Here is a 23687-nt window from a genome sequence, read left to right as displayed (position 1 = left end):
CTGCGGCCAAAGGCCAGTGCTAAACGTCATCAGACGGAGCGACGGCAAAGGGCCGCATTATATCGGCCCTTTGCCCGTGGTACAGCGTGTTTATGTGATAGAAACAGTCAATTAGACGGTCTGCACTGTCATTTCCGGGAAAACTCGACAAATGTCGCGAGCACTTGCTCGATCTGCGCCCGGCTGACGTCCAGGTGCGTGACCATGCGCAGGCGAGGCGCCGCGCTCAACTTGATCCCGCGCTCGGCGGCAAACGCCTTCAAGGCCTGGGCTCGATCACCGATGTCGACGTAGACCATATTGGTCTGCACCGGCTCCACCGTATAACCCGCCTTGCGCAGTTCATCCCCCAGCCATTGGGCGTTGGCGTGGTCGTCGGCCAGGCGCTGCACCTGGTGATCCAGGGCGTACAGCCCCGCCGCCGCCAGCGAACCGGCCTGGCGCATGCCGCCACCGACCATTTTGCGCAAACGGCGGGCCTTGGCGATCAATGCCGTGGAGCCGCACAACACCGAGCCGATAGGCGCGCCCAGGCCTTTGGACAGGCACACCGACACCGAATCGAAGTGCCGGGCAATTTCCCGCGCATCCACACCCAGCTTGACCGCCGCGTTGTAGAGCCGCGCGCCGTCCAGGTGCAAGGCCAGGCCGTGTTCCCGGGTAAAGGCTCGCGCGGCCGCCAGGTATTCCAGCGGCAGGACCTTGCCCTGCATGGTGTTTTCCAGCGCCAGCAAGCGGGTACGGGCGAAGTGGAAGTCGTCCGGCTTGATCGCGGCCAGCACGTGCTCCAGGTTCAGGGAACCGTCGGCCTGCACTTCCAGGGGTTGTGGCTGGATCGAGCCGAGAACCGCCGCGCCGCCGCCTTCGTATTTGTAGGTGTGGGCCTGCTGACCGACGATGTATTCCTCGCCACGCTCACAGTGCGCCATCAACGCCAGCAGGTTGCTCATGGTGCCGGTGGGCACGAACAACGCGGCGGGAAAACCCAGGCGCTTGGCCAGTTCGGCTTCCAGGCGATTGACGCTCGGGTCCTCGCCGTAGACGTCGTCGCCGCTGGCGGCAGTGGCCATCGCCTCGAGCATGCCAGGGGTCGGTTGGGTCACTGTGTCGCTGCGCAGGTCAATCACGTTCATCAAACTAGCCTCTAGCGGATTGGAGCGTTTCTTGTGTTGACGATTACTGCGGGCAAACCCGCGGAATATCAAGCCCCGCGCTTGCACAATCGAATACCAACCAAACAAACCGATATAGGTTATCGATAAACCAACCGTGCAGTTTCTGAAAAACCATGATAAAAACTCTCCGCCGCCAGGGTTCTGGCGGCAACGTTCTCAGGGCGGGGTGTAATTCCCCACCGGCGGTAATTGCACGCAATGTGCATAGCCCGCGAGCGCTTGGCGCCTCGAACTGCCTCGGCAGGACGGCGACAAGGTCAGCAGACCCGGTGTGATCCCGGGGCCGACGGTCATAGTCCGGATGAAGAGAGAACGGGATTGGCACCTAAGGGCCGCGCTGACGTCATGTTCACATGAGCCCGCTGTGCGTACCCTTAAATCCCATTCGATTCATAACGCCCTGTTTTTTTCTTAAACAGGAGTCAGAACATGCAACCCACCGCAATCGACAGCAAAAGCAAAAACCATCACGGCGAGCGCGTCGCGTTTATCCAGGCCTGCTGGCACAAGGATATTGTCGACCAATCCCGTAAAGGTTTCCTCGCCGAAATGATCGCCCAGGGCTACCAGGAATCGGACATCGATTTCTTCGAAGTCGGCGGCGCCTTTGAAATGCCCCTGCACGCCAAGCTGCTGGCCAAGTCCGGCCGTTATGCCGGTATCGTCGCGGCCGCCCTGGTGGTGGACGGCGGGATCTACCGTCACGAGTTCGTGGCCCAGTCCGTGGTCAGCGGCCTGATGCAGGTCCAGCTGGAAACCGAAGTGCCGGTGTTCTCGGTATCCCTGACCCCGCACCACTTCCACGCGGGCAGCGAGCACCATACGTTCTTCTATGAGCACTTCGTGCACAAGGGCCAGGAAGCGGCACGCACCTGCGCCGACACCCTGCACAAGGTTCGCGCACTGCGTCGCAATGAGCCACGGGCTCTCGCGGTTTAAGCAATACCACAAAGCCCAGTCTCAGAGCTGGGCTTGTGTGGGAGCTGGCTTGCCTGCGATAGCATCGCCTCGGTGTATCTGGCAGACCGAGTTGATCCTATCGCAGGCAAGCCCGCTCCCACATTTGACCGAGTCGGTCTCGGGATTCAGGCCAGGCCGGCATCCGTGGTCGGCACAATCAATATCCCTGCTCGCAAGCCATTCTTGACCTTCGGGTTCGGGAAGATGATGCGTGCGCCCTCCTCCTCGATCACCCAGCGGGTCTTGGCAATGTCCTCGGCCAGCAGATAACCCTTCTCCAACTCCGAAAAGTTTTCCACGTCCGCCGGCAAATGCAGGACGAAGGTATCGCTGTGCTTGATCACTTCCCGGGAGACGCTGAACAGCTGCAGGCCATCCAGGCTCTCGGTGGCCGGCTCGTTACCCTCGATGATCTGCGTGAGGCGGGTTTCCAGGCGCGATACGTCCACGCCCTGGTTCTGCCCGAACGGCCGGGCCTTGCCCAACTCCAGGGTGAAGGACTCGGCCTCCAGCTGCTCGTAGGTAAACGCCGTGAAGGTGATCGACGTCTTGTTCTGCAACAGCACCGCCTCCAGGCCGGCGGCTCGCAGGCGCGCCAGTTCACGACGTGAATGCTGGCGACCGTCCTTCCACGGGTACAGTGCGAACTGCTCGATCTTCGAGCCACGGATGGCGGTGTGCAGGTCGTAGTGCAAACGGCTACGCCCAGGCACGCTGAAGAAGGTGCGGGCCAACTGTTCAAGCTCGGCGGCGCGCATGGCTTCAGGGCCGATGTTTTGTTCATGACGGCCGTTGAACAGCCGGTTGACGTCCAGTTCGAGGTAACGCTCGCCACGGCGCATGGCCTCGGGGTTGCCGAACAGGAACAGGATACGGGTACGGGGCTTGATCTCCCCACGGGCAATGCCCTGCAGCAAGCGATCGGCCAATTCGATTGGCGCGGTTTCGTTGCCATGGATGCCGGACGACAGCAGTACGTCGCAGCCGTTGTCCCGCGCCTCAGGAGGCCGCACTTCCAGCGCGCCCTCACTGAGCCAGCGCAGTTGCACGCCGTCGACAGTCAGTTGAATTTTTTGCGCCGGTTCGCGACCGGCGAGGGTCAGTTCAAGCAGTTTGCCGAGGGCGAGCATACGCAGCTTCCTTAGTGGTTGCAGCCAGGACCGTGGACGTGATCGTCGTCATCACCTTCAACGTCGGCCGGTTCCATTTCCAGTTGCAGGCTCATCAGGTTGGTGGCCAATGGGCGCATCAGCAGGTTGGCGTATTCCGCGTCGCCTTCTTCCACGTCCACGCCGATCAGCAGTTGGCCACGGCCGTCGTGCTGGATCCAGATCTCCTTGCCCTGCCACACCACGGCGACGCGGGTGCAGGAAGTTTCCAGCTGGGTGCCGTCGGTGTCTTCAAGGATCAGTTTCAGGGTGTCGGTGGTCATAAATAGTTCTCAGCCGTGCGGCGTTAATTGATCTGGAAAGGATAAACCGAGCCCAGTTTAAGGATTTGCGTCAGTTCATCCAGTGCCGTCCGGCACTCAAGCAGCAATTGCGGGTCAGCCAGGTCGGTTTCCCGCAGGCTGTCGCGGTAGTGCTTGTCGACCCATTGGGTCAGCGTGTCGTACAACGGCGCCGTCATGATAACCCCTGGGTTGACCGCCGCCAGTTCGGTTTCATTCAAGGCTACACGCAAGCGCAGGCACGCCGGGCCACCGCCGTTCTGCATGCTTTGCTTGAGGTCGAAGACTTTGACTTCGCGGATCAGCCCGCCGGAGGACGTCAGGCCTTGCAGGTACTGCCAGACACGCTCGTTGGCGCGGCATTCTTCCGGCACGATCAGCAGCATCGAACCGTCGGCGCGGGTCAGCAGCTGGCTGTTGAACAGGTAGGAACGCACCGCGTCTTCAACACCCACCTGGGCCCGTGGCACGCAGATCGACTGGAAATTGCCGCCGAGCTTGCCGAGCTTGCCCTGCAATTCACCGAGCATCTGATCGGTATTGAGGAACGCATCCTCGTGATAGAACAGCACCTCGCCATTGCCCACCGCGATCACATCGTTGTGGAACACACCGGCATCGATCACCGCCGGGTTCTGCTGGGCGTAGACCACGCCGTCATCCCGCAGGCCGTGCAGGCGCGCGACCGCCTGGGAAGCTTCGAGGGTCTGGCGTGCCGGGTACTTTTGCGGCGCCGGGTAGCGGGTGTCGAACGCGCTGCGGCCGAACACGAAAAACTCTACGCCCGCCTCGCCATAGTCCCGGCAGAAACGCGTGTGGTTGGCCGCGCCTTCGTCACCGAACTGCGCCACCGCCGGTAATGCGGCGTGGTGGGCGAAGTGCTTCTGGTCAGCGAACATCGCCCCCAGCACGCGGCTGGTGGTCGGGTGTTCGATGCTGCGGTGGTATTTGCAGTTGAGGTTGGCGGCGGTGAAATGCACGCGACCGTCAAAGGTGTCGGCGCTCGGGCTGACGGTCGCGGCATTGGCCACCCACATGCTCGACGCCGAGCAACTGGCAACCAGCAGCGGCATGGCTTGCTTGGCGGCCTGCTGGATGACTTGTGCGTCGGTGCCGGCAAAACCGAGGTTGCGCAAGGCGGCCACATCCGGACGTTCCTGGGGCGCCAGCACACCTTGCACAAAGCCCATTTCCATCAGGGCCTTCATCTTCGCCAAGCCTTGCAGCGCAGCTTCCTTCGGGTTGGAGGACTGCTGGCTGTTGCTTTGGGACGCGACGTTGCCGTAGGACAAGCCGCCGTAGTTATGGGTCGGCCCCACTAGACCGTCAAAATTGACTTCACAGGATTTCATCGGCGAGGCTCCACGAACATCTGTATTTTTATAGGCATCAAATTACTTGAACACACCACAAATCAAGTGTGGGAGCGGGCTTGCTCGCGAAAGCGGTGGTTCAGTCGCCTGAAATGTTGAATGACACACCGCCTTCGCGAGCAAGCCCGCTCCCACATTTAGATCAGCGTCACACCCGGGGTTAACGTCGCCGGTAGCACCAGGCTCGGGGTCTCAAGGGAGGCCACCGGGTACGCGCAATAGTCCGCCGCGTAATAGGCGCTGGCGCGATGATTGCCCGAAGCCCCTACCCCGCCAAATGGCGCGCTGCTCGCAGCACCCGTCAGCTGTTTGTTCCAGTTGACGATCCCGGCGCGGCTTTCCAGCCAGAACTGCTGGTAACGCGCCTCGGAATCCGACAGCAACCCGGCCGCCAAGCCGTATTGAGTGTTGTTGGCCTCGGCAATCGCCGCCTCGAAATCAGCGTAGCGGATCACTTGCAGCAGTGGGCCGAACAGCTCTTCGTCAGCGCGTTCCGTAACCTCGGTCACATCGATAATCCCCGGCGTCAGCAACGCAGCCTGGGCCTGGGGTTGAGTCATTTCCAACAGCGCCACGGCGCCATTGGCCAACAGCAATTCCTGGGCATCCATCAACGCCTTGGCAGCACCGAGGGAAATCACCGAGCCCATGAACGGCGCCGGCGTTTGGTCAAATGCGCCGACTTCGATGGTCGAGCTCACCGCCACCAGGCGTGCGAGCAACGCATCGCCCCAGGCGCCTTCCGGCACCAGCAGGCGACGGGCACAGGTGCAACGCTGGCCAGCGGAGATAAACGCCGACTGGATAATGGTGTACACGGCCGCATCCACATCGGCCACTTCGTCCACCACCAGCGGGTTGTTGCCGCCCATTTCCAGCGCGAGGATCTTGTCCGGGCGCCCGGCGAATTGCTGGTGCAGATGGTTGCCGGTGCGGCTGGAGCCGGTGAAGAACAGACCGTCGATGCCCGGATTCGCCGCCAGGGCGATCCCGGTTTCCCGCGCGCCTTGCAGCAGGTTCAACACGCCCGCCGGCAGGCCGGCGTCGATCCAGCATTGCACGGTCAGCTCGGCGACTTTCGGGGTCAGCTCACTCGGTTTGAACAGCACGGTGTTACCCGCCAGCAAGGCCGGCACGATATGCCCGTTAGGCAAGTGACCCGGGAAGTTGTAGGGGCCAAACACCGCCACCACCCCGTGGGGCTTGTGGCGCAACACGGCAGTGGCGTCGCCCAATGGGCCGCTCTTCTCGCCGGTACGCTCGCGGTAGCTTTGCACCGAGATCGCGACCTTGTTGACCATGCTGGTGACTTCAGTCGCCGATTCCCACAAAGGCTTGCCGGTTTCCTCACCGATGCAGCGGGCGAGTTCGTCAGCACGACTCTTCAGGTTGGCGGCGAAGGCTTCCAGCACGCTCAGGCGCTCTTCCAACGAACGCTTGGCCCAGGCCGGAAACGCCTGGCGTGCGGCCTGGACGGCGGACTCGACCTGCTCGGCGGTGGCGCCATTACCCGACCACACCACCTGCTGGGTCACCGGGTTCAGCGACTCAAACACTTCACCCTGGCCAGCCAGCCATTCACCTGCGATGTATAGCGAATTCATTATTTCGACTCCCGGGCAGCGGACAACGGTACGGCACGCACTTGATCACCGGCGATCAGTTGCAGGCGCTTGGCGGTCTGTTGATCGACCACCAGGGTGCCCGCAGCCAACCGCGCCGGCGCGGCGGTGATGCGGCAATCTTCACGTTTGCGGTTATGGATCAGGAACGGCGTGGCGTCGTCGCCCGGCGTACCAATCGCCAGCACCAGCGCTTCGCTGTCGCGCACGGCGCGGATCTTGGTGGTTTCACACTCCACCGCCGGGCCCGCGTCGAAGATGTCGACGTAGCCCTGGTAGCTGAAACCTTCGCTCTTGAGCATGCTCAGGGCCGGCTCGGTGTCGGTGTGGACCTTGCCGATCACATTGCGCGCGTCTTCAGACAGGAAGCAGGTGTACAGCGGAAACTTCGGCATCAGCTCGGCGATAAACGCCTTGTTGCCCACGCCGGTGAGGTAGTCGGCCTGGCTGAATTCCATCTTGAAGAAGTGCCGGCCCAGGCTTTCCCAGAACGGCGAGCGCCCGGCTTCGTCGGACATGCCGCGCATCTCGGCGATGATCTTGTTGCCGAACAGCTGCGGGAATTCCGCGATAAACAGCATGCGCGCCTTGGCCAGCATGCGGCCGTTAAGGCCGTTGCGGTAATCGGCGTGCAGGAACAACGAGCACAGCTCGGAGTTGCCGGTCAGGTCGTTGGCCAGAAACAGCGTCGGGATTTCACGGTAGATGCTCAGCTCCTGGGAGGCGCTGACCGTCAGGCCGACCCGGAAGTTGTACCAGGGCTCGCGCAGACCGACTGCACCGGCGATGGCGGAAATCCCCACCACGCGACCTTCGTCGTTTTCCAGCACGAACAGGTAGTCCGCATCACCGCGCCCGGCTTCGCCGCGAAAGGTCTTTTCAGCCCAGCCGACCCGATGGGTCAGGCGCTCTTCGTTGGCCGGCAAGGTGGTGAGGCCGGTGCCGGTGCTGCGCGCCAGATCAATCAGGGCCGGTAAATCGCTGCTGCGTACGGGACGAACGATCATGCTATCTCCTCAAACGGGCCGCCTTGCAAGCCACCCGCGAAACTCATTCTTAAACCGCTACCAGTCGAACGCTGGCACCTTCGCCGACGCCCAGGGCTTCGGCGGTTTCCAGGTCCAGGGTCACTGGCTTGCCCGGCGCGTAGTCCAGCTCCAGCATCACCGCGCGGTAATCCTGCAACTGGCCGTTGCTCACCAGGTACTGGCGGCCGACACCCTTGACCATCTCACCGATCTTCACCGGCACCACACGGCTCTGGGCGATCGAGCGAATGCCCGAGACGCGCGCATGCAGGGTTGGGCCGCCGTCGAAGATGTCGATGTAATGGTCGGTCTCGAAGCCTTCGCGCATCAGGATGTCGAAGGTGATCTGCGCCCGCGGGTGCACCTGGCCCATGGCTTCCTGGGCTTCGTCGGGCAACAGCGGCACGTAGATCGGATAGTGCGGCATCAGTTCGGCGAGAAAGGTCCGGCTCTTCAACCCGCACAGGCGCTCGGCAGCGGCGTAGTTGAGGTCGAAGAAGTTGCGGCCGATGGCGTCCCAGAACGGCGAATCACCGTTCTCGTCGCTGTAGCCCACAATCTCGGTGACCACCGAATCGGCGAAGCGCTCCGGGTGGCCGGCCACGAACAGCAGGCGGCCACGGGAGTTGAGCTCCGACCACGGCGAACCCACCAGCTCCGGCACCACGTAGAAGCTGGTCAGCAGGCTGTTGCCGGTGAGGTCATGGCACTGCGAGAGCACGTGGATCTTGTTGTGGATCTTCAGCTCGCGGGAAGCGTGCACGAAGGTCTCGTTGCGGAAGCTGTAGAACGGTTCCGAGTAGCCGGCCGAGGCAACGATGGCCGAACAGCCCACCAGCTTGCCGGCGTCGGTGTCTTCCAGGACGAAGAAATAGCTTTCTTCACCGTTGAAGCTGACCTCGGCGGCGAAGGACGCTTCGCTCGCAGCGATCTTGTCGCTCAGGCGTTCGACATCATCCGGCAAGGAGGTGACACCAATCGGGCTGTCCGCAGCCAGACGCTGTACCTCGCCCAGATCAGCCATTTGCGCGGGGCGCATCACCAGCATGGTGTCACTCCTTAACTCGAAAACTCACAGGAAAAAATGCCGGACACGATCTTGAAATCAGTGAGGTCAAGTGTGGGAGCGGGCTTGCTCGCGAAAGCGGTGTGTCATTCAACATTTCAGGTGACTGAGCCACTGCATTCGCGAGCAAGCCCGCTCCCACATTTGATCTTCACAGCTTCAACTAAAGAGTCCGGCATACAAAATTTGTGTTGGGCGCCCGACTCGCCGGGCACCCAACGGTCCATCAGGCTTGCGTCAGCTTTTTCACCGCACGTTCGAAGCGGTCCAGACCTTCCTGGATATCGGCATCTTCCACCACCAGGCTCGGGGCGAAACGCACCACATCCGGGCCGGCTTGCAGGATCATCAAGCCTTCGCGCTCGGCGGCGTTGAAGATGTCCTTGGCCTTGCCTTTCCAGGCATCGCTCAGCACGCAACCGAGCAGCAGGCCCAGGCCACGCACTTCGGTGAAGATGCCGTATTGCTGGCCAATCTTCTCCAGACGGGAAACGAACAAGTCGTGCTTGGCGTTAACGCCGGCCAGCACTTCTGGCGTGTTGATCACGTCGATCACCGCTTCCGCCACCGCGCACGCCAGCGGGTTGCCGCCGTAGGTGGTGCCGTGGGTGCCGACCACCAGGTGCTTGGCCAGGTCTTCGCGAGTCAGCATGGCCGCGATCGGGAAACCGCCGCCCAGGCTCTTGGCGCTGGTGAGGATGTCCGGCACGACGCCGTAATGCTGATAGGCGAACAACTCGCCGCTGCGGCCCATGCCGGTTTGCACTTCGTCGAACACCAGCAGCGCGTTGTTCGCGTCGCACAGGTCGCGGGCACCTTGCAGGTACGACAGTTCTGCCGGCAGCACGCCGCCTTCGCCCTGGATCGGCTCCAGCACCACGGCGCAGGTCTTGTCCGAGACGGCGGCTTTCAGCGCCTCCAGATCGTTGTAAGGCACGTGGGTGATGCCGACGATCTTCGGACCGAAGCCGTCGGAGTACTTCGACTGGCCACCCACGTTCACGGTGAACAGGGTACGGCCGTGGAAGCTGTTCAGCGCGGCGATGATTTCGTATTTCTCGGTGCCGAAGCGGTCGAACGCGACACGACGGGCCAACTTGAAGGCGGCCTCGTTGGCTTCGGCGCCGGAGTTGCAGAAGAACACACGCTCGGCAAACGTGGCGTCGATCAGCTTATGGGCCAGGCGCAGGGCCGGCTCATTGGTGAAGACGTTGGACACGTGCCACAGCTTGTTGGCCTGTTCGGTCAGTGCACCGACCAGCGCCGGGTGGGCGTGGCCCAATACGTTGACCGCGATGCCGCCGGCAAAGTCGATCAGCTCTCGGCCCGCCTGGTCCCATACGCGCGAACCTGCGCCACGCACGGGGATGAAAGCGGCAGGTGCGTAGTTGGGAACCATGACCTGGTCGAAATCGGCACGTTGCACCGGGGCTTGCTCAACGGACATCGGAGTCTCCTGAAGAGGAACGCCTGCCTGAAACTGGCGGGCGATGCAGGGATTGTAAGGACAGTTTTCAGCGCGGCCTTGCCGCCAAGCGACAACTTCTTATAGCGCCAACCCGCGATTTTCGCGGGTTTACGCCAATGCGACAAATAGCATCGCAATGGCGCAGTTTAAACCGCCCGGGCCGGTTTTGGGCGGTCGGTGAGGCACAACTATCCAATGCCGTCGCCGATGGCCGTTTTGGTCTGCTGCTGATCTCATCCGCGCACAGGAACAGCGCCATGCCTGGAGATGCCGGCCGAGCACTGATGCCTAGCCGCGCTCGGACGGCACCGACGACAATTCGAACGGGCTGCTGCTGCGGCGCTGGTTGCGGTCTTCACGAGGGGTGGCGCCGAAGAAGTTGCGGTAGGCGCTGGAGAAGTGCGGCCCCGAGGAGAAGCCGCAGGACAGGCCGATCTGGATGATCGACTTGCTGGTTTGCATGAGCATCTGGCGGGCCTTGTTCAGGCGCAGTTCCAGGTAGTACTGGCTGGGGACGCGATTGAGGTATTGCTTGAAGATCCGCTCGAGCTGTCGTCGGGACACGCACACATGCTGGGCGATTTCGTCGGTGGTCAGCGGCTCTTCGATGTTGGCCTCCATCAGCAACACGGCCTGGGTCAGCTTTGGATGGCTGGAACCCAGACGGTTTTGCAGTGGGATGCGCTGGCGCTCGCCGCCCTCACGGATGCGCTCTACCACCAGTTCTTCCGAGACTGCCCCGGCCAGTTCGGCGCCGTGGTCACGGGCCAGCACTGCCAGCAGCAGGTCGAGTACCGACATGCCACCGCAGGCGGTCAGGCGGTCACGGTCCCAGTCGAACAGATGGCTGGTGGCGATCACCTTGGGGAAACGCTCGGCGAAATCGTCCTGCCAGCGCCAGTGCACAGCGGCGCGATAGCCGTCGAGCAGACCGAGCTGAGCCAACGGATACACACCGGCCGACAGGCCGCCGATCACACACCCGGCACGCACCAGTTGCTTGAGGGCGGTGCTGAGCTGGGAGGCGATGACGGTCGGTGGCTCATCGGCCAGCAGGAACAGCTTTTGGAAACCTTCCAGCTTGCCGGCCCAGGGCTCACCCGGCAGTTGCCAGGCGCCGTCCATTGGCGGCTCGGCCTGCAAAAACGAGAGTTCGTACACCACGTCCGGATGCACCCGCTGAGCAACGCGCAAGGCCTCCTCAGCCAGCGCAAGCGTCAGTGCTTTAGTGCTGGGCCAAATCAGGAAACCAATTCGATGGGCAGTCATGGAGTGCTATCCGAAGCGAGTAACAGTAATGAAGACAAAGGCCAATGCTAGCCCGTAAACCAACACAAATCTCTAAAGCGGGTGAAGATCCAAATGTGGGAGCGGGCTTGCTCGCGAATGCGGTGGATCAGTCACCGGATGTATCAACTGATACACCGCTTTCGCGAGCAAGCCCGCTCCCACAGGGGATTGGGCAACCTCAGGATTGTGAAGCTTGCACTAATTCAGTGCATAAAAGCAGTTCTGTTTACTTCAAGCTGCCGGAAAGAAACTGCTGCAAACGCTCGGACTGTGGGTTGACCAGCACTTCGCGCGGGTTGCCACGCTCTTCGACGATGCCCTTGTGCAGGAACACCAGTTGGTTGGAGACTTCACGGGCAAAGCCCATTTCGTGGGTCACCACCACCATGGTCCGGCCTTCCTGGGCCAGGTCCTGCATCACCTTGAGCACTTCGCCCACCAGCTCCGGGTCCAGCGCCGAAGTGGGTTCGTCGAACAGCATCACCTCAGGCTCCATCGCCAGGGCACGGGCAATCGCCACGCGTTGCTGTTCACCGCCGGACATGTGGCCAGGGAACGCATCCTTACGATGGCCCACACCGACTTTGGCCAGGTAGTGCTCGGCCTTTTCCCGGGCGTCTTTTTTCGACATGCCCAGAACGTGCACCGGTGCTTCCATGACGTTTTCCAGCGCGGTCATATGGGACCACAGGTTGAAATGCTGGAACACCATCGACAGTCGCGAACGCATGCGTTGCAGCTGTTTCGGGTCTGCAGCCTTCATGGCGCCGTCTTTGTTGGCCACCAGTTTCAGCTCTTCGTTATTGAGCAGAATCTTGCCGGCGTGGGGCTGCTCCAGCAGGTTGATGCAGCGCAAAAAGGTACTTTTGCCCGAGCCACTGGACCCGATGATGCTGATCACATCACCGGCCGCGGCGGCCAGGGAAACACCTTTGAGCACTTCATGACTGCCATAGCGTTTATGCAGGTCTTGGACTTCAAGTTTGTACATGCGGTCGGTTCTCACAAAAACAGTTGGTCAGTCGTTGAGCAAGCGCCCGTGCCGCAGCGCTTCGCGCCCCGCCACCTTGGCCAGCCAGAAACCCGCTTGGGCATAACGTAGCCGTTCAACGGCAAACAACACCCCAGGCGTACCCGCGCAAACAATGCTCACGCGGTCGGACAAGGGATCGATCACTTCAAATATCGGGTCGCCGGCTTCGACTACGTCACCGGCTTTACGCAGGTAGCTGATCACACCGGCGTGGGGCGCGAACAACAACTCGGTGCCTTCGAAGGGCAGGCCTTCGCAGGGCTCGTGCTGCGGCGCGGGCCATTCACCACGGATCAGGCCTTGCTCGGCGAGGAACGCCAGGATGCCTTCGGCGTGAAAAATCGCTTCGTCACGGCCAGTATCGGCCTGGCCACCCAGCTCCAGAGTCGTCGCCAGGCATGCCAGGGGAATCTGCGCCTCGGGGAACGCCCGGGACAGGCGCAGCCACGGCAGCGAACAGGCTTCGTCAAACGAACTGCCGCCGGAATCTTCCGCCAGCAGGCCGACCTTCACATTCAGGTGCGCCGACAGCGAACGCCACTGCGGCCAGTGTTGCGGCAGCGCGTACATGTGCAACGCGGCTTCGGCGTCGCAATGCAGGTCGAGGACCACGTCGGCGGTGCAGGCATGGCTCAGCAACACCCGCTGCATGCCTTGCAACTGGCTGCTCGGCGCCGGCAACGCATTGAGCGCATCGCTCATGGCCTGGCGGATCAAGCGCACATTGGCGTGAGGATCATCCCCCAGCTTGCCGTTGAGCAACTCGGTAACCGGCTCGCTCAACTCAACGAAGTCGCGGTTGAAATTCTTGCCGCTGCCGATCTCGAAACGGCCCTGGTGACTGCCTTGCAGCAGTTGCCCCAGGCCCATCGGATTGGCGACGGGAACCAGCTCGATCACGCCGTTGAGGGCGCCTTGCTGTTCCAGTTCCGTCAGGCGTTTTTTCAGCTCCCAGGCGGCGCGCATGCCGGGCAATTCATCCGCGTGCAGGCTGGCCTGGATATAAGCCTTGCGCTCGCCGCTACCGAAACGAAACACCGTCAGCTGGCGTTCGCAGCCCAGGTGACCCCAGGGCAACAGGTGATCGATACGTTCCATATCAATGCTTCCGTGGAGCCAGGTAGCTCAGCCAGCGGCCTTCGGCCAACTTGAACAGGCGCACCAGGATGAAGGTCAGGCACAGGTAGAACGCACCCGCAGTGATATAGGCTTCGAACGGCAAGTAGTACTGGGCGTTCACCGTGCGTGCGGCACCGGTGATGTCGATCAGGGTGACGATGGACGCAAGACTGGTGGTCTGGAGCATCATGATCACTTCGTTGCTGTATTGCGGCAGCGCCCGGCGCAGGGCCGATGGCAGCAGGATCCGGCGGTACAGCTTGTAGCGCGACATGCCCATGGCCTTGGCTGCCTCGATCTCGCCGTGGGGCGTGGCCTTGAGGCTGCCGGCGATGATCTCGGCGGTATAGGCGCTGGTGTTCACGGCAAACGCCAGGCACGCGCAGAAGGTCGCGCTGGACAGCAGTGGCCACATGAAGCTTTCGCGCACCGCTTCGAACTGGGCCAGGCCGTAGTAGATCAAGAACAGCTGCACCAGCATCGGCGTGCCGCGAATCACATAGGTGTAGAGCCAGGCAACACCGTTGATGATGGGCTGCTTGGACACGCGCATCAGGCCCAGGGGCAAGGCCGCGAGCAAACCGAAGAACAGCGAAATGGCCAGCAGTTTCAGGGTGGTCAGCAAGCCGCCGAGGTACAGCGGCATGGCCTCCCAGATGACGTTGTAGTCGAAGATCATAGATCAGCCGCCTTTACGCCTACCGAGTAGCGCTTCTCAAGATGACGCAGGGCCAGCAACGACACGCTGGTGATCACCAGGTACATCGCCGCCACTGCGAGGAAGAAGGTAAAAGGTTCGCGGGTGGCGTCTGCCGCCTGCTTGGCCTTGAACATCATGTCTTGCAGGCCCACCACCGAAATCAATGCGGTGGCCTTGGTCAGTACCAGCCAGTTGTTGGTAAACCCGGGGATCGCCAGCCGAATCATCTGCGGCACCATCACCCGGAAAAACACCTGGAACGGGCTCATGCCATAAGCCAGGCCGGCTTCGGCCTGGCCCTTGGGAATGGCCATGAAGGCGCCACGGAAGGTTTCCGAAAGGTAGGCGCCAAAGATGAAACCCAGGGTGCCGATACCGGCGGCCAAGGGGTTCAAGTCAATGTAGTCGTTGTAGCCGAGCAACGGCGCAACGCGGTTAAGCAGGTCCTGACCACCGTAGAAAATCAGCAGGATCAGCACCAGGTCGGGGATCCCGCGGATCACCGTGGAGTACAGGTCGCCCAGCCAGGCCAACCAGCGCACCGGCGAGAGGCGCAACGCGACCCCGATCAGACCCAGAACAATGGCCAGGGCCATGGACGACAAGGCGAGCTGAAGCGTCAACCATGCGCCATCGAGGATGACAGCCCCGTAGCCTTTCAACATGATTCAGGTCCTCGAAAAGGGGGATGAAAAAATGGCGCAAACTTCAGAGATCCTGGTGCTTGCGCCATTCTGGACAGACAGCTGCGACGGTTTACTTGGCTTCTGGGCCGTAAATGTCGAAGTTGAAGTACTTGTCCTGGATTGCCTTGTACTTGCCGTTGGCACGGATCGCAGCGATTGCAGCGTTGATGCGGTCCAGGTTTTCCTTGTCGCCTTTACGTACCGCGATGCCGATACCGTCGCCGAAGTACTTGGCGTCAGTGAAGGCCGGGCCGGTGAACGCGTAGCCTTTACCGGCTGGCGTGTCGAGGAAACCTTCCTGCAACAGGGTGGCGTCGGCCACGGTGCCATCAAGGCGACCGGCTTCTACGTCCAGGTAGATTTCGTTCTGCGAGCTGTAAGGAACAATGGTGGCGCCTTTGGGAGCCAGCACTTCCTTGGCGAAACGGTCGTGGATCGAACCGCGCTGCACGCCGATTTTCTTGCCTTTCAATTCATCCAGGCTGTCGCTGACGGCAGTGCCTTCCTTCAATACCAGGCGAGCTGGGGTCAGGTAGTAGCGGTTGGTGAAGTCCACGGACTTCTTGCGATCGTCGGTGATGGACATCGAGGACAGGATGGCGTCGATCTTGCGCACTTTCAGCGCCGGGATCAGGCCGTCGAATTCCTGCTCGACCCAGGTGCACTTGACCTGCATCTGCTCACACAGGGCGTTGCCGATGTCGTAGTCAAAACCGACGATGCTGCCGTCCGGTGCCTTGGAGGCAAACGGAGGGTAAGCCGCTTCAATACCAATCTTCAGTGGCTTGCCTTCGGCGAAAGCCTGCATGGACAGCACGGACAGCGCCAGGGCGCCCAACAGCACGAGTTTCTTCATCTTGGGACTCCATCGGTATAGGGCAAAACAGCAGTATGAGCCAGGGCCCACGATGCGAATGAGTGAAACCGAATAGCGGTGCTGCGTCCTGCGCCAGTTCAGCATCGGCGACGACGAGCGAGTGATCGGCATTCTAACGACAGGCCGGAAGCCGATATTTCCTCAATGCGACAACAATTTACAGAAGCACCGAGAAAGCGGTTCCAGCACATTGACAGCCTCTTGATTTTATGCAGAGGCAAAAGATATTAAACCTGTTAACGCTGCAAGTTGCGGGCCTATTATTCGCAAACCCTTCTAGCACGGCAAGTGTAGCGTTGGATCTAATTTTTCAGGGCGTCTAAGACGCGGGTTTTCGGGGCAACGGCGTAGCACTTTGCCTCATGTTTGGGCGTGGGGTTACACATTTGCCGGGCTCGGTAACATTCAGAAACTTCCTACAACACAATCCGATATTTATTGGCTTTGTGTAAGTCGCCCCACTGAATGACCAATCTTGGAATGCAATCAAAATGTGGGAGCGGGCTTGCTCGCGAAGGCGGTGTGTCAGTGGGTGATGTGCTGGCTGACACGCCGCCTTCGCGAGCAAGCCCGCTCCCACAGGGGTTATAGGTCGCCTGTCCGATCGCACAAAAAAGCCCCACCCGGCCTACGCCGAATGGGGCTTCGTCCCACAAACCCGCCTTACGCGACGTTCATGGTCTTGTGCGTCTCGATCAAATGCGCCACCACACTCGGATCCGCCAGGGTGGAGATATCGCCCAACCCGTCGTATTCAGCGGTGGCAATCTTGCGCAGGATCCGGCGCATGATTTTCCCCGAACGGGTCTTCGGCAAGCCCGGTGCCCACTGGATCACATCCGGTGAAGCAATCGGCCCGATCTCTTTACGCACCCAGTTTTTCAACTCCAGGCGCAACGCTTCATTCGGCTCTTCGCCGTTTTTCAGCGTGACATACACATAGATGCCCTGGCCCTTGATGTCATGAGGCACCCCCACCACCGCCGCTTCCGCGACTTTCGGGTGCGCAACCATGGCGCTCTCAATCTCGGCGGTGCCCATGCGATGGCCGGACACGTTCAGCACGTCATCCACCCGCCCGGTGATCCAATAGTAGCCATCCTCGTCACGACGCGCACCGTCACCGGTGAAGTACATGCCACGGAAGGTCTTGAAGTAGGTGTCCACAAACCGGTCATGGTCGCCATACAGCGTACGTGCCTGGCCCGGCCACGAATCCAGGATCACCAGGTTACCCTCGGCCACGCCTTCAATCAGGTTGCCGAGGTTATCCACCAGCGCCGGTACCACGCCAAAGAATGGGCGCGCCGCCGAACCCGGCTTGAGGGCATGGGCGCCCGGCAGCGGGCTCATCATGTTGCCGCCGGTCTCGGTCTGCCACCAGGTATCGACGATCGGGCAACGGGATTGGCCGACGTTCTTGTAGTACCAGTCCCACGCTTCCGGGTTAATCGGCTCACCCACCGAACCCAGCAGGCGCAAGCTGCTGCCATCGGCGCCTTCGCAGGCGGCGGTGCCGGAGGCCATCATGGCGCGGATCGCGGTCGGTGCGGTGTAGAGGATGTTCACTTTGTGCTTGTCGACGATCTTCGCCACCCGGGTGATGTCCGGATAGTTCGGCACGCCTTCGAACATCAGCGTGGTCGCGCCGTTGGCCAGTGGGCCATAGACGATATAGGTGTGGCCGGTGACCCAGCCGACGTCGGCGGTGCACCAGTAGATTTCGCCCGGGCGGTAGTCGAACACGCGCTCGTGGGTCAGGGCTGCGTACAATAGGTAGCCGCCGGTGGTGTGCTGCACGCCCTTCGGCTTGCCGGTGGAGCCGGAGGTGTAAAGGATGAACAGCGCTTCTTCGGCGCCCATCTCTTTCGGCGCACACACGGTGCCCGCCACTTTCATCAGGTCTTCGTACCAGATGTCGCGATGCTGGTTCCACTTGATGTTGCCACCGGTGCGCTTGCACACGATGACTTTCTGGATGCTGCTGGTTTCCGGGTTGGTCAGGGCGTCGTCGACGTTGGCCTTCAGGGAAATCTTCTTGCCGGCACGAATGCCTTCGTCGGCGGTGATCACCACCTTGGATTTGCAGTCGATGATCCGACCGGCCAGGGCCTCTGGCGAGAACCCGCCAAACACCACCGAGTGAATCGCACCGATCCGGGCACAGGCCAGCATGGCGACCGCGGCTTCGGGAATCATCGGCATATAGATAGTCACCACGTCGCCGCGGTGCACATCCTGGCCGCGCAGGGCGTTGGCGAACTTGCAGACTTCTTCATGCAGCTCGCGGTAGGTGATGGTGCGGCTTTCGGCAGGGTCGTCGCCCTCCCAGATGATTGCTGGCTGGTCGCCACGCTCGGCGAGGTGGCGGTCCAGGCAGTTGTAGGAAACGTTGAGGGTGCCGTCGGCAAACCATTTGATGTCGACATGGTGATCGTCGAAGGAGGTCTGCTTCACCGTGGTGAAAGGCTTGATCCAGTCAAGGCGCTTGGCTTGCTCGCGCCAGAAACCGTCGGGGTTGACCACCGACTGCTGGTACATGGCCTTGTAGGTCGCCTCATCGGTCAGCGTATTGGCTGCTACTTCGGGGCGAACGGGGTACAGAGAAGCCGCACTCATCTTTCTTACCTCGGTGACATAGTTGTTGTTGTATGGCCCTGTTGTAGCCGGGCCGGACCTATAGAACCATTCGACGATGGTAGTAACAAGCCCCTACAAATTGCCCACCTATCCCCCGACAGCGCTCTGGCCCGCGGCCCGTGGCGCTTTGCAGGTTTCTGAAAAAACCTTCATTTCGCGATTGTTACAAAAACCACCAATAGTGTTTATCAAAAGCACGGGTATATGAATATAACTCGGACGCCTAAAATCAACCTCGCCATCAAGGCACTGTGATTAACAACGTAACAGCCCCCACGAAGGCAACGTTAATCCGAACTTCCCAATCAAGTTACACACGTGGCCTCACAAGGGCCCCGTGACCCCTTTCGACCGCCAAAAGGTAAATAGTCAAATGAAAGCGTTATTAGTTATGGCCCTTAGCAGCTTGTGCGCCACCGCCGCCCTGGCCGACGAAGCCCCGACTGACGTAGCCAGCCAGAGCACCCCGATTGTTGAGGATTACACTTACAGCACCCATCTGGACGTCGCCAAAGTAGTGTCCATGAGTGAAGTCCCGGATGTATGCCAAGTAGTACCGGTAAAGATGGAATATGAAGACTCACAAGGTCAGCGTCATATTCTTCAATATCAGGTCATGGGTAACGGTTGCTCTAACGGATAATAACTTCGTTAGTTTGAACTGAACCTGATCTTATTCGCCGCAAGAAATCGTTCTTGCGGCAAAGAGCCGGCTTATCCCCTACCGCTTGAATCGAATGCTACGATTGTGGCGCCGCCACCTCACCTGCAAGGCAGGATGTATTCATGCGAGCCAGTTTCGAAAAAATCCCCACCGAGGCGAACACCTCTTGGACCCTGCTGAACAGGCGTCTACCGGAAGCGATTCCGTTTGAATGGCATCACCATCCCGAATACGAACTGACCCTGACCCTCAACAGCCGCGGGCACCGCTATATCAGCAACGATGTGGCGCTGTACGATGACGGCGACCTGGTGCTGGTGGGCCCGAACGTGCCCCATAGCTGGTCTTCCGCCGAGCTGATCGACCCCGCCAAACCGCACATTGCCCTGGTCATCTGGTTTTCCGAGGCCTGGGCGGACTCGCTGGTGCAACTGTTTCCGGAGATGGGGTCGACGCGCGCGCTATTGGCTGCTGCGCGACAGGCGTTGAGTTTCAGTGATGCTACGTCCCGGGCGCTGCGCCCGGTGATCGAAGCCATGGTCGAGCAAGACGCTTCCCAGCGACTGATCTCGTTGCTTACCGTGCTCAACACATTGTCCCGGGATATCGCCGCGCAGCGCATCGCGACGGAAAACGCCGCCCCTCACATCGTTGAAGACGCGCGCATCCGCCGCGTCCTGGACTACCTGCACGGCCACTATGCGCAACCTGTCGGCATTCCCGAGCTGGCGCAAATGGCCTGCGTCAGCGTTTCAGCCTTCCATCGCATGTTCCGCAAACACACACGCTGCACGGCGCTGGACTACATCGTCCGGCTACGCATCGGACATGCCTGCGCTTTATTGATGCAGGGCAACCTGGCGGTCAGCGCGATTTCCGAACAGGTCGGCTATGCCTCCCAGGCGTTGTTCAATCGGCAGTTCAAGGCGCACAAGGGCATGACGCCGTCACAGTTTCGGCTTCAACACGGGCATCACTTTCAATAAGCCGATTCTTCTATACGCCTTACAACAAACGCCACAATCGTACTGCTCAACGCGCCAAATCAGGCTGCCGCCCAGGCGGGCCGGGGTGATTCCATACCTGTATGCACACAACAACAAGACAGGTCACCCCATGAGCAACTACCACGCCTTCGAATGCGCCGAGCTGCCGGACGACTACAAGCGCAGCATCGTCGCGATGAAAAAGGCCCTGCGCGCGCAGATCGGCGATGTGCCTACGCTGTTCGCCGAGGTCAGCGAGTTCATCAGTACTGAAATCGCCTCGATCAAGGCACAGCAGTCCGCCTGGCCCGAGCTTGACTTTGAAACCATCGCCAACGGCCAGGTCACCGAAGCACAACTGGCAATCATCAAGCGCAGGGGCTGCCTGGTGATCCGCAACCACTTCCCCAGGGAACAAGTGCTGGGGTGGGACAAGAGCCTGCTGGACTACCTCGACCACAACCATTTCGACGAGGTGTATCGCGGCCCGGCCGACAATTTCTTCGGTAACCTCGAAGCCTCGCGCCCGGAGATATTCCCGATCTATTGGTCCGACGCCCAGATGCAACTGCGCCAACACGAGCGCATGGGCGCCGCGCAGTCGTTCCTGAATCGCCTGTGGACCTACGATTCCCAAGGCCGGCAATGGTTCGACCCAGACATCAATGCGCTATACCCCGACCGCGTCCGCCGCCGCCCACCGGGCACCAGCTCCAAAGGGCTTGGCCCGCACACCGACTCGGGCGCCCTGGAACGCTGGCTGCACCCCGCCTACCTCAAGGTGTTCGACAAGATCTACCGCAACGACTTCAAGTCCTACGACCCCTGGGACGCCGCCCATCGCACCGAAGTCGATGAATACGCCTACAAGGACACGGTGAAATGCTCGGCCTTCCGCACCTTCCAGGGCTGGACCGCACTGTGCGACATGCAGGCCGACCAGGGCGTGCTGCATACCTTGCCGATCCCCAAGGCCATGGCCTACATGCTGCTGCGCCCGCTGCTGGACGATGTCCCCGAAGATGAGCTGTGCGGCGTTGCGCCGGGCAAGGTGCTGCCAGTTTCAGAGAAATGGCACCCGCTGCTGGTCCAGGGCATGACCCCGATTCCGGACGTGCAGGCCGGCGATTCGGTGTGGTGGCACTGCGACGTGATCCACAGCGTCGCCCCCGTCGAAAATCAACAGGGCTGGGGCAACGTGATGTACGTGCCCGCCGCGCCCATGTGCCCGAAAAACCTGCGGTACGCCAAGGATGTGCTCAGGGCGTTCGAGCAAGGGGCCTCACCGGATGATTTCGCCCGGGAGGACTACGAGAAAGAGTGGAAAGACCGCTTCATGACGCCGCAACTGAACACCCTCGGCCGCAAAGGGCTGGGGCTGGAATAAGCACCGCTCCCTAAAACAACAAAAAGGGTTATCCCACATGAAAATCCCCCATCGCCTTGCCGTTGCCATCTCCCTCGCCAGCCTTTGCACGTTCGCCGCTCACGCAGCCGACAGCAAAGGCACTGTTGAAGTCGTCCACTACTGGACCTCGGGCGGGGAAGCCAAGTCTGTGCAAGTGCTGCAACAACTGATCGAGAAAGACGGCTTCACCTGGCAAAACAGTGCCGTGGCCGGCGGCGGTGGCGCTGCTGCCATGACCGTCCTCAAGAGCCGCGCCGTCTCCGGCAACCCGCCCTCTGCCGCGCAGATCAAAGCTCCGGACATTCAGGAGTGGGGCAAGCTGGGCCTGCTGACCAGCGTCGACGACGTCGCCAAGGCCAATCACTGGGACAGCCTGCTGCCCGAAAGCATTGCGCAACTGATGAAATTCGACGGCCACTACGTCGCCGTACCACTCAACATCCACCGCATCAACTGGTTATGGATCAACCCCGAGGTGCTCAAGAAAGCCGGCGTGTCCAAAGCCCCGGCCACCCTGGAAGAACTCTACGCCGCCGGCGACAAACTCAAGGCCGCCGGCTATATCGCCATCGCCCACGGCGGCCAACCCTGGCAGGACACCACCGTATTTGAAGGCCTGGTGCTCAGCATCCTGGGCGCCGATGGCTTCCAGAAAGCCTTTATCGACAACGACGAAGCCACCTTCACCGGCCCCAAAATGACCGAAGTCTTTGTCGCGCTGCGCAAGTTGAAGACCTACATGGACCCCAATGGCGCAGGTCAGGACTGGAACATGGAAACCGCCAAAGTCATCAATGGCCAGGCCGGCATGCAAATCATGGGGGACTGGGCCAAGAGTGAGTGGACCGCGGCGGGTAAAAAAGCCGGGGCCGATTATGAATGCGTGCCCTTCCCCGGCTCACAAGGCATTTATAGCTACACCATCGACTCACTGGCCATGTTCAAACCGTCCAGTAAAAATGATACGCCGAGCAACAACGCGGCTCGCGACGACCTGGCCAAGATCGCCCTGGAGCCGCAATTCCAGAGCGTGTTCAACCAGAACAAAGGCTCCATCCCGGTGATCAAGGGCCTGGACATGAGCCAGTTCGACAGCTGTGCCCAGGCTTCCGCCAAGGACTTCGCCGAAGCCGAGAACGCCGGCACGCTGGAGCCGAGCATGGCCTTCAACATGTCCACGTCCCAGGCGGTGCAAGGGGCGGTGTTTGATGTGGTCAGCAACTTCATGAGCAATAAAGACGCGGACCCCGCCAAGGCTGGCAAGCAAATGTTTGCCAGCATCAAAGCCGCAGCCCAGTAACCCCCCGCGACCCGTTCTTGCGCCAAACGGCGCAAGAACTTCCAGACCGAATCTGCCCCAGTTCGGCGCGCTGAAACAAACGCCTACCGCCCGTCAAAAAAATCCAAGCCAGGCAAAGCCTTGTAAACCCGGACCTTGGCTGCAAACACCACCATTTTGGCCGCTCACCGAGACCATCCGCCGCAACACAAAGTCGAATTTTTCCCTATAATGCGCGGGTAAATCGGGCCTGCAATATCCCTTTACATGGGGACGAAGAGCCAGACCTGAGGCCCCCGCTGGAGCCAGTAAGCATTGCTCCGCCCCTCAAGCCTCAAGCAGAACACCCGTAACCCTGATTCCGTTTAATGCGTGCGCTAGCTGCAACAAACGATTCCTTAAGATCCACCGCGGCCTTTGGGCCGTGTGAACACCCAACCATCCGGTTTCACACGGGCACCTTAGAGCCCTCACGCAGGAGACGACACGTCATGCTGAGCTGGGACGAGTTCGACAAAGAAGAAGACGGCGAAGTAGTTGCCAAAGGCGCCAACGCCGGCCACGCCACCGAAGCCAACATGGACCGCCTCGACGGCGCCGGCGCTGCTGCCGCCATCGAAGCCCGCGCCGTCACCGCCGCTGACTCCGCCGCCATCGTGCGCGCCAAGGCCGCCCTCGACAAACTCGACGTCGCCGAAGGCCTCGCCGAACTCGAAGGCTCCGCCGCCCGCGTGGCCGTTGACGAAAAGCGCATGATCAACTGCCGCGCCGACCTCAACCAACTCGTACCCTTCAAGTACGACTGGGCCTGGCAGAAATACCTCGACGGCTGCGCCAACCACTGGATGCCGCAAGAGGTCAAG

The 23687-nt window shown here is 60.9% G+C and carries 20 protein-coding genes, 1 pseudogene and 1 riboswitch; of the genes and pseudogenes, 6 read left to right on the top strand and 15 right to left on the bottom strand.

Annotation, left to right across the window (positions count from 1 at the left end; genetic code table 11):
• Positions 1 to 128: 128 nt before the first annotated feature.
• Complete coding sequence (ltaE, locus tag ACIOMR_RS26605; RefSeq protein ID WP_401197263.1) at positions 129 to 1133, bottom strand: low-specificity L-threonine aldolase; 1005 nt, start codon at positions 1131 to 1133, stop codon at positions 129 to 131.
• Positions 1134 to 1323: 190 nt separating this feature from the next.
• Positions 1324 to 1493: riboswitch (FMN riboswitch) on the top strand.
• A 111-nt stretch (positions 1494 to 1604) separates the two neighbouring features.
• Between ltaE and ACIOMR_RS26600 the strand changes: the two genes are divergently transcribed.
• Positions 1605 to 2114 carry a 6,7-dimethyl-8-ribityllumazine synthase gene (locus tag ACIOMR_RS26600; protein ID WP_003214313.1) on the top strand — a complete coding sequence of 170 codons (510 nt, stop codon included), beginning with the start codon at positions 1605 to 1607 and terminating at the stop codon, positions 2112 to 2114.
• Positions 2115 to 2260: 146 nt separating this feature from the next.
• On the opposite strand, the gene astE is transcribed toward ACIOMR_RS26600, so the two are convergent.
• The 14 genes from astE to acs all read right to left on the bottom strand — a co-directional run bounded on the left by astE (position 2261) and on the right by acs (position 18466).
• Positions 2261 to 3265, bottom strand: coding sequence for a succinylglutamate desuccinylase (astE, locus tag ACIOMR_RS26595; RefSeq protein ID WP_102369719.1), 1005 nt, complete (start codon positions 3263 to 3265; stop codon positions 2261 to 2263).
• Between the two features lie 11 nt (positions 3266 to 3276).
• Positions 3277 to 3567: a hypothetical protein gene (locus tag ACIOMR_RS26590; protein ID WP_003214319.1), complete on the bottom strand. Its 291-nt coding sequence runs from the start codon at positions 3565 to 3567 to the stop codon at positions 3277 to 3279.
• 23 nt (positions 3568 to 3590) lie between these two features.
• The gene (astB, locus tag ACIOMR_RS26585; RefSeq protein ID WP_102369720.1) at positions 3591 to 4937 is read right to left on the bottom strand and encodes an N-succinylarginine dihydrolase; all 1347 of its coding nucleotides are present in this window, start codon (positions 4935 to 4937) and stop codon (positions 3591 to 3593) included.
• Positions 4938 to 5095: 158 nt separating this feature from the next.
• The gene (gene astD, locus ACIOMR_RS26580; RefSeq protein WP_168197533.1) at positions 5096 to 6565 is read right to left on the bottom strand and encodes a succinylglutamate-semialdehyde dehydrogenase; all 1470 of its coding nucleotides are present in this window, start codon (positions 6563 to 6565) and stop codon (positions 5096 to 5098) included.
• The gene (gene astA, locus ACIOMR_RS26575) at positions 6562 to 7587 is read right to left on the bottom strand and encodes an arginine N-succinyltransferase (protein ID WP_401197258.1); all 1026 of its coding nucleotides are present in this window, start codon (positions 7585 to 7587) and stop codon (positions 6562 to 6564) included. The genes astD and astA overlap by 4 nt, the downstream gene beginning before the upstream one ends.
• A 49-nt stretch (positions 7588 to 7636) precedes the next feature.
• Positions 7637 to 8656 (bottom strand): arginine/ornithine succinyltransferase subunit alpha, encoded by a 1020-nt coding sequence (gene aruF, locus ACIOMR_RS26570; protein WP_003214328.1) that lies wholly within the window; start codon positions 8654 to 8656, stop codon positions 7637 to 7639.
• Positions 8657 to 8900: 244 nt separating this feature from the next.
• Positions 8901 to 10121: an aspartate aminotransferase family protein gene (locus ACIOMR_RS26565; RefSeq protein ID WP_003214332.1), complete on the bottom strand. Its 1221-nt coding sequence runs from the start codon at positions 10119 to 10121 to the stop codon at positions 8901 to 8903.
• Between the two features lie 309 nt (positions 10122 to 10430).
• Positions 10431 to 11411, bottom strand: coding sequence for a GlxA family transcriptional regulator (locus ACIOMR_RS26560; protein ID WP_008435259.1), 981 nt, complete (start codon positions 11409 to 11411; stop codon positions 10431 to 10433).
• Between the two features lie 247 nt (positions 11412 to 11658).
• Entirely contained in the window at positions 11659 to 12423 is a 765-nt protein-coding gene (locus tag ACIOMR_RS26555) for an ABC transporter ATP-binding protein (protein WP_003214336.1), read from the bottom strand.
• Positions 12424 to 12450: 27 nt separating this feature from the next.
• Positions 12451 to 13563 carry a succinylglutamate desuccinylase/aspartoacylase family protein gene (locus ACIOMR_RS26550; protein WP_008435255.1) on the bottom strand — a complete coding sequence of 371 codons (1113 nt, stop codon included), beginning with the start codon at positions 13561 to 13563 and terminating at the stop codon, positions 12451 to 12453.
• A gap of 1 nt (position 13564) precedes the next feature.
• Positions 13565 to 14263 (bottom strand): ABC transporter permease, encoded by a 699-nt coding sequence (locus ACIOMR_RS26545; protein WP_177068833.1) that lies wholly within the window; start codon positions 14261 to 14263, stop codon positions 13565 to 13567.
• A complete protein-coding gene (locus ACIOMR_RS26540) occupies positions 14260 to 14949 on the bottom strand; it encodes an ABC transporter permease (RefSeq protein ID WP_003214341.1) in 690 nt (229 codons plus the stop codon). The genes ACIOMR_RS26545 and ACIOMR_RS26540 overlap by 4 nt, the downstream gene beginning before the upstream one ends.
• 91 nt (positions 14950 to 15040) lie before the next feature.
• Complete coding sequence (locus tag ACIOMR_RS26535; protein WP_003214343.1) at positions 15041 to 15826, bottom strand: ABC transporter substrate-binding protein; 786 nt, start codon at positions 15824 to 15826, stop codon at positions 15041 to 15043.
• 684 nt (positions 15827 to 16510) lie between these two features.
• Positions 16511 to 18466 (bottom strand): acetate--CoA ligase, encoded by a 1956-nt coding sequence (gene acs, locus ACIOMR_RS26530; RefSeq protein ID WP_003214346.1) that lies wholly within the window; start codon positions 18464 to 18466, stop codon positions 16511 to 16513.
• A 394-nt stretch (positions 18467 to 18860) separates the two neighbouring features.
• Between acs and ACIOMR_RS26525 the strand changes: the two genes are divergently transcribed.
• The 5 genes and pseudogenes from ACIOMR_RS26525 to ACIOMR_RS26505 form a co-directional block, all read left to right on the top strand.
• Positions 18861 to 19130, top strand: coding sequence for a DUF2790 domain-containing protein (locus tag ACIOMR_RS26525; RefSeq protein WP_003214348.1), 270 nt, complete (start codon positions 18861 to 18863; stop codon positions 19128 to 19130).
• A 143-nt stretch (positions 19131 to 19273) separates the two neighbouring features.
• Entirely contained in the window at positions 19274 to 20137 is an 864-nt protein-coding gene (locus tag ACIOMR_RS26520) for an AraC family transcriptional regulator (protein ID WP_003214350.1), read from the top strand.
• A 130-nt stretch (positions 20138 to 20267) separates the two neighbouring features.
• The gene (locus ACIOMR_RS26515; protein WP_401197249.1) at positions 20268 to 21524 is read left to right on the top strand and encodes a DUF1479 domain-containing protein; all 1257 of its coding nucleotides are present in this window, start codon (positions 20268 to 20270) and stop codon (positions 21522 to 21524) included.
• A gap of 37 nt (positions 21525 to 21561) precedes the next feature.
• Positions 21562 to 22845, top strand: coding sequence for an ABC transporter substrate-binding protein (locus tag ACIOMR_RS26510; RefSeq protein WP_134327172.1), 1284 nt, complete (start codon positions 21562 to 21564; stop codon positions 22843 to 22845).
• Positions 22846 to 23315: 470 nt separating this feature from the next.
• Positions 23316 to 23687 (top strand): annotated as a pseudogene (locus ACIOMR_RS26505) (ribonucleotide-diphosphate reductase subunit beta); the annotation flags it as partial.

The organism is Pseudomonas sp. NPDC087814 (assembly GCF_044742865.1).
GTDB lineage: Bacteria > Pseudomonadota > Gammaproteobacteria > Pseudomonadales > Pseudomonadaceae > Aquipseudomonas.
This window is presented reverse-complemented; position numbering and strand designations above follow the sequence as displayed.

Excerpts from the sequence above, each read along its gene's own strand:
- ACIOMR_RS26525 (WP_003214348.1), top strand. The coding sequence starts at position 18,861 with ATGAAAGCGTTATTAGTTATGGCCCTTAGCAGCTTGTGCGCCACCGCC.
- ACIOMR_RS26510 (WP_134327172.1), top strand. The coding sequence starts at position 21,562 with ATGAAAATCCCCCATCGCCTTGCCGTTGCCATCTCCCTCGCCAGCCTT.
- ACIOMR_RS26535 (WP_003214343.1), bottom strand. The coding sequence starts at position 15,826 with ATGAAGAAACTCGTGCTGTTGGGCGCCCTGGCGCTGTCCGTGCTGTCC.
- acs (WP_003214346.1), bottom strand. The coding sequence starts at position 18,466 with ATGAGTGCGGCTTCTCTGTACCCCGTTCGCCCCGAAGTAGCAGCCAAT.
- ACIOMR_RS26520 (WP_003214350.1), top strand. The coding sequence starts at position 19,274 with ATGCGAGCCAGTTTCGAAAAAATCCCCACCGAGGCGAACACCTCTTGG.
- ACIOMR_RS26550 (WP_008435255.1), bottom strand. The coding sequence starts at position 13,563 with ATGGAACGTATCGATCACCTGTTGCCCTGGGGTCACCTGGGCTGCGAA.
- astA (WP_401197258.1), bottom strand. The coding sequence starts at position 7,587 with ATGATCGTTCGTCCCGTACGCAGCAGCGATTTACCGGCCCTGATTGAT.
- ACIOMR_RS26565 (WP_003214332.1), bottom strand. The coding sequence starts at position 10,121 with ATGTCCGTTGAGCAAGCCCCGGTGCAACGTGCCGATTTCGACCAGGTC.
- ACIOMR_RS26590 (WP_003214319.1), bottom strand. The coding sequence starts at position 3,567 with ATGACCACCGACACCCTGAAACTGATCCTTGAAGACACCGACGGCACC.
- ACIOMR_RS26540 (WP_003214341.1), bottom strand. The coding sequence starts at position 14,949 with ATGTTGAAAGGCTACGGGGCTGTCATCCTCGATGGCGCATGGTTGACG.
- ACIOMR_RS26515 (WP_401197249.1), top strand. The coding sequence starts at position 20,268 with ATGAGCAACTACCACGCCTTCGAATGCGCCGAGCTGCCGGACGACTAC.
- ACIOMR_RS26555 (WP_003214336.1), bottom strand. The coding sequence starts at position 12,423 with ATGTACAAACTTGAAGTCCAAGACCTGCATAAACGCTATGGCAGTCAT.
- ACIOMR_RS26600 (WP_003214313.1), top strand. The coding sequence starts at position 1,605 with ATGCAACCCACCGCAATCGACAGCAAAAGCAAAAACCATCACGGCGAG.
- ACIOMR_RS26560 (WP_008435259.1), bottom strand. The coding sequence starts at position 11,411 with ATGACTGCCCATCGAATTGGTTTCCTGATTTGGCCCAGCACTAAAGCA.
- aruF (WP_003214328.1), bottom strand. The coding sequence starts at position 8,656 with ATGCTGGTGATGCGCCCCGCGCAAATGGCTGATCTGGGCGAGGTACAG.
- ltaE (WP_401197263.1), bottom strand. The coding sequence starts at position 1,133 with ATGAACGTGATTGACCTGCGCAGCGACACAGTGACCCAACCGACCCCT.
- ACIOMR_RS26545 (WP_177068833.1), bottom strand. The coding sequence starts at position 14,263 with ATGATCTTCGACTACAACGTCATCTGGGAGGCCATGCCGCTGTACCTC.
- astE (WP_102369719.1), bottom strand. The coding sequence starts at position 3,265 with ATGCTCGCCCTCGGCAAACTGCTTGAACTGACCCTCGCCGGTCGCGAA.
- astB (WP_102369720.1), bottom strand. The coding sequence starts at position 4,937 with ATGAAATCCTGTGAAGTCAATTTTGACGGTCTAGTGGGGCCGACCCAT.